Annotated in this window: 7 protein-coding genes; 1 reads left to right on the top strand and 6 read right to left on the bottom strand. The window is 44.3% G+C overall.

Annotation, left to right across the window (positions count from 1 at the left end; translation table 11 throughout):
• Positions 1-52 precede the first annotated feature (52 nt).
• The gene (locus tag E5342_RS05570; protein ID WP_005857310.1) at positions 53-259 is read left to right on the top strand and encodes a heavy-metal-associated domain-containing protein; all 207 of its coding nucleotides are present in this window, start codon (positions 53-55) and stop codon (positions 257-259) included.
• A gap of 213 nt (positions 260-472) precedes the next feature.
• On the opposite strand, the gene E5342_RS05560 is transcribed toward E5342_RS05570, so the two are convergent.
• The 6 genes from E5342_RS05560 to E5342_RS05535 all read right to left on the bottom strand — a co-directional run bounded on the left by E5342_RS05560 (position 473) and on the right by E5342_RS05535 (position 8353).
• Positions 473-1792 (bottom strand): TldD/PmbA family protein, encoded by a 1320-nt coding sequence (locus E5342_RS05560; protein ID WP_121734581.1) that lies wholly within the window; start codon positions 1790-1792, stop codon positions 473-475.
• A gap of 1 nt (position 1793) precedes the next feature.
• Entirely contained in the window at positions 1794-3326 is a 1533-nt protein-coding gene (locus E5342_RS05555) for a TldD/PmbA family protein (protein WP_121734580.1), read from the bottom strand.
• Complete coding sequence (locus E5342_RS05550) at positions 3316-4557, bottom strand: anaerobic sulfatase-maturation protein (RefSeq protein WP_121734579.1); 1242 nt, start codon at positions 4555-4557, stop codon at positions 3316-3318. The genes E5342_RS05555 and E5342_RS05550 overlap by 11 nt, the downstream gene beginning before the upstream one ends.
• 24 nt (positions 4558-4581) lie before the next feature.
• Positions 4582-6348 carry an ArnT family glycosyltransferase gene (locus E5342_RS05545; RefSeq protein ID WP_121734578.1) on the bottom strand — a complete coding sequence of 589 codons (1767 nt, stop codon included), beginning with the start codon at positions 6346-6348 and terminating at the stop codon, positions 4582-4584.
• Positions 6349-6446: 98 nt separating this feature from the next.
• On the bottom strand, positions 6447-8003 hold the full coding sequence (locus E5342_RS05540; RefSeq protein WP_121734577.1) for a DUF4435 domain-containing protein: 1557 nt from the start codon (positions 8001-8003) through the stop codon (positions 6447-6449).
• Positions 8004-8140: 137 nt separating this feature from the next.
• Entirely contained in the window at positions 8141-8353 is a 213-nt protein-coding gene (locus E5342_RS05535) for a hypothetical protein (protein ID WP_121734576.1), read from the bottom strand.
• Positions 8354-8508 lie beyond the last annotated feature (155 nt).

The raw sequence follows: 8508 nt of genomic DNA, 5'->3' as shown, positions 1-8508 counted from the left end.
ACACTCTGATGTTGAAACTTTATGCAAAAATATAACGATTAAATAATATACAATGGCAACATTAAAATTTAAGACAAACGCTAAATGTGGCGGATGCGTGGCGGCTATTGGCGCTAAATTAAATAAATTAGTAAAAGAGGACGCATGGTCGATCGACTTGAAATCTCCGGATAAGACATTGACTATAACGACCGATCTTCCGGCGGAGACCATTCTTTCCGCCGTATCGGAGGCCGGTTTCAAGGCCAGTGCCTTGTAGTCGTAGCGATCGGATGGATGAGAAAACAAAGACAGACTCATGGTGAGGAAGTAGCGAATGTGCTAACGCATGGCATTTATTCGTTCTCGGGGGAACGGTTTGCCATTTTATAGCGATCTATAATTTGGTGTAAGGAAAAATAAAGAAGCCGGAACTGTGTTTAGCGGTTCCGGCTTCTTTTATTCTTGTTCTTCCGGATGTTGTTTCTTGTATTTATAATCCGCTAAAATCAACCCCTTTGAAAAGCAAGGAAGGGATTCGCCAGCTGGAGGATAGGCGGGGGTCGTTTCCGACTTCCGCTAAGTTACTCCATAGGGAGAGCATATTACCCGTGGCGTTCATCTCGGAGATCGGTTGGGATAACTTACCTCTCTCGATCAAGAAACCTTCCACGCCATACGAGAAATCGCCGGTCGTGCTATTGCAGTTTCCACCGTTGAAACCAGTCACCAATATACCTTTGTCGATAGAGGCGATCAATCCGTCCAGATCCTTATCGCCATTCTGCATGGTAAGAATCGAGGGAGAGCCGATCGTCTGTCTTACACCCATCTTATTGGCGGAATACGTATCGATATAATACGTATTCAATATACCCTGCTCGAATACCGGAAGACGTTTTGTGGCGACACCCTCGCCATCGAAATAACGTGCACCGGAAGCCTTTACCAGATGAGGCTCGTCTATCAAGGTCATCTTGTCGCTCGCTACCTTTTGGTTGATCTTATCCAATAAGAAAGAGTTCTTTTGCTGGATGGAGGAACCGTAAATGGCTCCGATTACCGGAGAAAGCAGGCGGCTGGAATTCATGTTATCCACGATCATGGTATATTTACCGGACGCCACTTTCCGTTGTCCCAGTTTTCGAAGCACTCGTTCTAATGCTTTCGTTCCAATACCAGTCTTCACCAGCTCATCGTAATACAAGGAAGAGTCGTACCAATAAGACTCGGGACGGGCGTCGCCCTCCCCACGGATGCTGACACTCCCCACCAAGCCATAAGAGGAACCGGAAGCCTCGCCTTCGAAACCATTGCTGGCTACCATATACTTAAAGTCCTTCTCGTCGCTGTAGGAAGAATTGGCAGAGATGATCCGGTCATCCTTACCCATGATTTCCTCACAGACGCTCATGGCCAACGCTACCTTATCGTCCGGTTGCACGGAGTCGAAATTCGGGTCGATCAATCGCAAGTCTGCCGCCCCACCTTTATAATACAAGGAAGCGTCTGGCAGCGTGCGAGCCTTGTCCTCGGCGAGGAAACGAGTGGCGGCGATACCATCCTTGATGAACTTCTCAAGTTCTTTCTTATCCAAGCGATTGGTAGAGTAGGAGCCGTAACGGCCGTCCACGAACAAATGAACCACCATGCTGTTCTCGGATGCCTGTTGCAGGCGGTCTATTTTCATATCCCGTATCTCAAACGAACTGCTGGAACCATTGTAAAGCGTGACACGTGAGGACTGGCAACCATTCTTCAAAGCATATTCCATGGCCCATTGAGCCAATTTCTTATTTTCGTTTGTTATCATATTAGTTTTCTCCTCCTACTGTAAGTTTGCTGACTAAGGCCGACGGCATACCGCAGGTTACCGGGCAAGACTGTCCATCTTTACCGCAGGTCCATGTGCCGTTGTCCATTTTATAATTATTACCCACCATCGTGATATCCGCCAACGCTTTCGGGCCGTTACCGATGATATTGATATCCTTGATAGGTTGGGTGAGCTTGCCGTTCTCGATCAAGTAACCATCCTTCACGAAGAAAGTAAAATCGCCTGCCCCGATCTGTACCTGCCCGTTCGTGAAGTTGGCGGCATAGATACCTTTCTTTACGGTAGAGATGATCTCTTCCTCTGTCACGTTGCCGGCTTCCATATAGGTGGCACGCATACGGGGGATGGGCATCTGCCGGAAAGACTCCCGGCGTCCGTTGCCCGTTGAGGGGATGCCGTAATGCTTGGCACTGATACGGTCGTGCAAATAACTGGTCAAGACTCCTTCCCGTACGATATAGGTCTTTTGCCCGTCCACGCCCTCGTCATCGATATTAACAGAGCCCCGGTTGAAAGGAATCGTGCCGTCGTCCACCACGTTGATATGTTCGTTACAAACTTTCTTGTTCAGTTGATCAGAGAAAATGGAGGTGTTTTTACGGTTGAAGTCCGCCTCGAAAGCATGACCGATCGCCTCATGCAATAAGATACCGGAACCTCCGGCACCCATTACGACAGGCATTTCCCCGCCTTTAGGCTTGATCGCTTGGAATAAGATAGAGGTCTTATCCACTGCTTCTTGGGCAAGCTCGTTGATCAAGTCGTCTGTCAGGAATTCCGCTCCCATGCGGAAAGCCCGTGCGGCGTACGAGTTCTCGATCTTCCCCTTATCCTCCATGATACAGACGGCACTCAAGGCACTCATCGGGCGATAATCGTAATAAATTTGTCCTTCCGAGTTACAGAATAAAATATGAGAGGTCGTATCTCCCAAAGAGGCCATCACCTTGGTGACCCGCTTGTCCTTGGCGAAGATCTGATCGTTTAGTTTCTGCAAGAAAGGCATTTTGTCATTAATGGCGATCTCGTCCCAAGGTGTTTGCACACTGTAAAAATTATTCGTACATGCTTTTTCCGTCAGGTTTATCGGGGTGGTGCTCGCCGATCCGGTGGCGATCCGTGCGGCCGTACGAGCCGCCTTCAGCATCTCGTCCAAGGTAACGTTCTCTACGTAGGCATATCCCGTTTGGTCACCAGCCAAGACACGTACACCCATCCCAAAATCGATGTTAGATGAGGCACGGTTTACGGCACCATCCTGCAACCCTACGTTGTTCCTGTATGAATGCTCGAAAAACAAATCGGCATAATCCCCGCCTTTCTCCAAGGCTGCCGCCAATACCTTCTTCAAATCCCCTTCACTCACCTTGAAATAATTCATGGCGAATGAAATACCGGCTGCTTTATCACTCTCACTACCGGTGCAGCTTCCTAGTAAGGAAGGAGCCGTTAATGTTCCAAGCATAACCATACTTCCTGTTTTAATGAAATCACGTCTGTTAATATTCATGTTGTTGTTGTTTAGCCCAATCCATCACGTTTGCGGGTGGACGTTGATTCAATAACTCTTTTTTCATAAAATCCATGTAAGGAGCTACGTGCTTGAAGAATTTCTTGTATCCCTTACATAGATAATTTAGTCCAGGCTCTCCATTCGACGTATGGAGGAACCTGTTTTTCGGGCACTCTCCATGGCAAGCGAAAAGATATTCGCATTCTTTGCATTGCGTAGGGAGCTTATCTTCTTTATCCGTTCCAAACTTTTGTTGTATCGGACTGTACATCATTTCCGTTAATGTCTTTGTTTGGACATTCCCCAGTTTGTATTCAGGGAATACGAAATGGTCGCAAGCGTACACGTCGCCATTGAACTCCATTACTCCGGCGTGACCGCAATGGCGGGCCAGAGAGCATACTCCGGGTTGCTCACCTACCCAGTTTGCCAAGGTAGAATCGAATAATTGGATGTAGAACTTACCGACATCCTCTTTCAGCCACTCATCGAACAAGGCGCACAGGAAATTTCCCCACTTCTCGCTATCTACCGAGAACGGAGCTAACTTGATTGTTGCGTCTTGCTCCTCGGGAGAAGATAGCTTGGTACCTTCCTTGTGCCGGCCGATACGCTCCACGATCGGGGCGAATTGGATGAAACGGCAATCCAGTTCCTTGAAGAAATTATAGAATTCCAGCGGATAATCCACGTTATAGTCATTCACGACGGCCATGGCGTTATATTCTACCCCATGTTTTTTCAGTAACTCGATCCCCTTCATCACCTTATAGAAAGAGGGGAGTCCCTGACGGTTCCTACGATATTCGTCGTGGAACTCTTGCGGGCCATCGATAGATACACCCACCAAGAAATTATTTTCCTTGAAAAATTGGCACCACTCATCATTCAATAGGGTACCATTGGTTTGGATACAGTTGTCTATTTGCCGTCCTCCCGCATATTTACGTTGCAACTCCAAGGCTTTTTTATAGAAGCTGATAGGCCGCATCAGCGTCTCGCCTCCATGCCACGTAAACAAGACTTCTCGCATGGTTTGGCATTCCATGTATTCCTTGATGAACTTCTCGAGAATCTGATCCGTCATGATGTGATTCTTCACGTCCGGATAGAACTTGCTTTTCTCAAGGTAATAACAATACTCGCATGCCAAATTACAAACAGAGCCTACCGGTTTCAACATGATATAGACCGGCTTAGCGAAAGGGGAAATATAGGAGCTATTCATGGTATACTATTAGATGTTACATTTCTATTTCAACTCGAACTCGCTAAGTACAATTTTTTGTTTTAGCTCGCTGAACGTTTGATCAGACTTGGTCAGCGTACGGAATATATATTTATCTCCGTATGCGGAAAGTACTTTTTCCATCTCATTTTCTCCGATCAGGAAATAACCTTTGGCGGGTGTTTCTTTATCGAAGTCATGGAAGATATTTCCCATGTAGAAGTTTAAACCATACAGATTCCGATAAATCCGAAGGTTATTTACGACATATACATTCTCTTTATTCAATGGATACTCTTTCAAGATACGTTCTGCGAAAACACGGCAAGAATCTCCTTCACGAATACCTCTCATAATGACACCGTCAATTAATAAATTAACCGAGAATGTCAAGGCTATCGTAGCGTAGAGAATCTTGATATTTATTTTCTTGAACATTTGGTAATAGACCGTTCCTAGTATCAATAGATTTATGAAGATAATACCGATCGTAAGTGTACTGGGGTGAACCAATACTTTTGATACTATTTGTACCGTGTCCAAGGCCGATGTGTTTTGTGTATATTGACCGACGATGCCAACAGGATCAATAATCCCGAATACCGTAAGCAAGATCGCTATCATGACGACACTTACTACGGAAGCTAAAAAAGCGGCGAATACCCGAGTTATTTTCGTACGGTATTCCGTAATATATAAGGCATATTGAGCCAAAAACAAGGCGATGAACGGATAAGCCGGCATTAAATATACGCTTCGTTTACTGGAAGGAATCGAATAGAAGAAAAGGATGCCGACTAAAGCGACCAAACTAAATAAACGAACTTTTTCCATGGAACGGATGCGTTTCCACGTGTTTTTTAGGATCTCTTTAATAGGTTGCCCAGGTTTGCTAAGCTTCAGCCCGAATAAAGAGAAGAAAAAGAAAATAGTCCAAGGCATAAAGCCTGCCGCCAACGTCATTAAATTATACCAAACGCCATTCTCATGCCCCAGATCATAGGAAATTTCAGGAGTGTTTAGGTGTAAGAAACGGGCGAAATTCTCCGCTAATACGACATTGAGGAACTCATCTCCACCCTGTTTCCATGCGGCGGTATACCATAACATCGGTAGGAATAAAGAGGATATTCCCGCATATAGTAAAGCCTTGAATATTGTAAGATAACTATATTGACCTAACATTAATAAATAAATGCCGAATACGAACAGGGGCAATACTACGCCTACCGGTCCTTTGGTAAGTACGGCGCATCCTAATAATAAAGGTATGAATATGGGAAGTCCTTTCAGCTCCAATTTATCTTCCCATCGATATAGCTGAAAAAGTCCTATGACTATAAAAGTAGTGAGTAACATATCCACCCGGGTCGTCATGGCCGCTCGATGTATCTCTATGCAGGTGACCAATAGGAGGGTAGCTATGAATGCCTCCTGAAACTTTACGATTCGTTTGCCGAAAAAGACCAATACGAATCCGATCAAGGTAGTAAAGGCTAAAGCGGATGGCAAGCGGGAGGTGAACTCGGAAACATATCCCTGTGGATAAGAGAAGGCCGCCATTAACCAATGCGCCATCGGTGGCTTGAAAGCGAACTCGTTTGCGTAAGATTGTGGCAAGACCCAATTACCTGTCTCAAGCATGGAGATCGCTACGGCTGCTTCCCGAGGTTCCCCTTTGGTGGAAAAATCGCCGAGGCCGATCCAAGGTAACACCGATATAATACAGATTACTACCATCATGGTTACCGGCTTTTGCAAGTAAAGATATTGAAGTGTAGGTGTACGCATATGATAATTAATATATAGGGCTTTGGCCCGTTAATGTTATAAAACAGTTTGCAAAAGAACAATTTTTTATGGACTTTTCCTGCATTTTCAAGAAAATTTTATGTGCCCAATGAATGTTTGATAGCCTTCCGTATCGCTTCCGCATCCTCCTTGTTTTCTTTTAATATGGAGAGAATTAGGTTTAAATAACTCTCTTTGTTACTGATACCGCAGATTGCGCATAGGCGGCTCTGTGGTAACATTCCTTTTTGATTATAAACACGGAGGATGCTTTTATAGTTCTCCGTTTCTATATAAGACTCGAACTTTTCTTTTATGTTTTTGTATATTTCTTCCACATGGATGTTCTGACGGATACTTTCTACATGTTCGGTTAATTGCTCCACCGTCGTTATCTTGCGATCTACGGTAGTCTCCAGTTTTTTACGGACTTGATGTTTGGCATGAAGGATTACTTGCGAATCCAATTCTTTCTGGAAAAGACGCACTACGTTCTCTTTCACTTGCTTAAAAACATCGTCAGGATCTTTCATCAACCGTTTAGCGACCGTCTTGATCACATCCTCTATCATCAACAGGTTCTCTACTTCCGCTACATCCGGTACATAAATATGTTGTTCTCGTAGATAGTCTATTTCTCCTTGCGTACGCCTGTCACGATCTACGATGCCTTTGCCATCTAATGTATGGAAGTCTTTCAGTTGACTGAACGCTTTGGTTGTCTCGATTACTTTTTGGCAACCGCCCATCGGTTTTACCAGATAGTCGGGGAATATGAAGGGATAAAGCTTGCTGTCGATACTGTTCATGTCGGTTCCCTCGATAAACAAGATCGGTTTCCGACTGCCGAGTATTTCCATATAGACTTCTTCCGGGAAACTTTCGTTACTCTCGATCAATTCGTAATCCCATAGGGAATGATCGGCGTCGTAAGAGCGAATCCAGATCTGTTTGCTATCGGAGCGGGAGGTGGCGAAATCAATGTCGTGCGTGAGATAAACGAACGTACAGTCCGGGCGTATCGCCTCGATCTCGTCCCAAAGCTGGTTCTTTATGGAGTTGTGGAGAAGGGTTTCCGGTTCTTCTATCACGAGCAAGGCGTTCGGGCATGCGCATAACGCAGCGCCAATCAAGTAAAACACCAGTTTCTCGCTATCGCTCATACGTCCGGCGGTATAGGAATTTGAATCACGCCCCGTAGATACAAGCTCGATAAACCCAGACTTTCGTATCAGGCGATTATGTGGAAACATTTTTTCCCAGATCGTTTGTATGATATCAATCTTGGTAATCGGAGGATGTATCTCGCTATTGGTCTTGCAGGTTTCCTTGAAGTTAACTGCCGCCTCGAATTCCTCTCTTTGGAGTTGCAAAATCAGTTTCTCGTATTCAGAAATACGTGGCATGAATAGTCGTTCCTTGATCATAGACTGTAAACGCACGAATTCATTGGATGTCGATAATTTAGATTCGTCCTCGCTGATGAATAAGGCATGTATACCGGATATTCTTTTCGCCTGACCCGCATATCTCTCCAATAAATCTCTACCAAAAGAGCTTTTCCCCGCACCGTTCGCTCCGATCACGACTAATATTTTCGTGTCTAGCATGATGGGATGTGTCACATTAACTTTCGTTGGGAGTGTTAGTTCCATACATGTTATTGATTAGTTTTTCAAAGATAAGCTTTTTCTTTGAAAGTTCGCACGAGACATAAAAAATAAAGCGCCTTTCCCGAAACATCCTTAAAGATGGGAAAAACGCTTTTTTAAAACCTTAGCAGGGTTTTTTCTTATTTGCTCTTCTCCAAAATAATGCGAGCGAGGCGAGCTTGTATTTGCATTAATGTATTAACATCCTCGTTCTCGAAATTGATGTCAGCTACTTTTAAACTTCTTTTGGAAACTACCGGAGCCGATTTAGCAGCCATTAATTCTTGTACTAATTCATCTACTTGCTCTTTGATTTTCTCAGCCTTTTTTGAATAATCCACTGTACGTGCCATAGTTCTTTTGATATTTTATTTTATGAATACTATTGCAAAGATAATTACAATTTTATAATACACATAATAAAACGTAAATATTCTGTGCTATTTTTACCAAAAAGTCCGAGCTGTGAAAATATTTCAGCTCGGACTAGGTAATTATCGAGAGGAAT

Origin of the sequence: Parabacteroides distasonis (assembly GCF_004793765.1) — a bacterium.
GTDB classification, from domain to species: domain Bacteria; phylum Bacteroidota; class Bacteroidia; order Bacteroidales; family Tannerellaceae; genus Parabacteroides; species Parabacteroides distasonis_A.
This window is presented reverse-complemented; position numbering and strand designations above follow the sequence as displayed.

Bases quoted from the DNA above. Each gene is read 5' to 3' on its own strand.
- E5342_RS05570 (WP_005857310.1), top strand. From the start codon at position 53: ATGGCAACATTAAAATTTAAGACAAACGCTAAATGTGGCGGATGCGTG.
- E5342_RS05560 (WP_121734581.1), bottom strand. From the start codon at position 1,792: ATGATAACAAACGAAAATAAGAAATTGGCTCAATGGGCCATGGAATAT.
- E5342_RS05555 (WP_121734580.1), bottom strand. From the start codon at position 3,326: ATGAATATTAACAGACGTGATTTCATTAAAACAGGAAGTATGGTTATG.
- E5342_RS05550 (WP_121734579.1), bottom strand. From the start codon at position 4,557: ATGAATAGCTCCTATATTTCCCCTTTCGCTAAGCCGGTCTATATCATG.
- E5342_RS05545 (WP_121734578.1), bottom strand. From the start codon at position 6,348: ATGCGTACACCTACACTTCAATATCTTTACTTGCAAAAGCCGGTAACC.
- E5342_RS05540 (WP_121734577.1), bottom strand. From the start codon at position 8,003: ATGGAACTAACACTCCCAACGAAAGTTAATGTGACACATCCCATCATG.
- E5342_RS05535 (WP_121734576.1), bottom strand. From the start codon at position 8,353: ATGGCACGTACAGTGGATTATTCAAAAAAGGCTGAGAAAATCAAAGAG.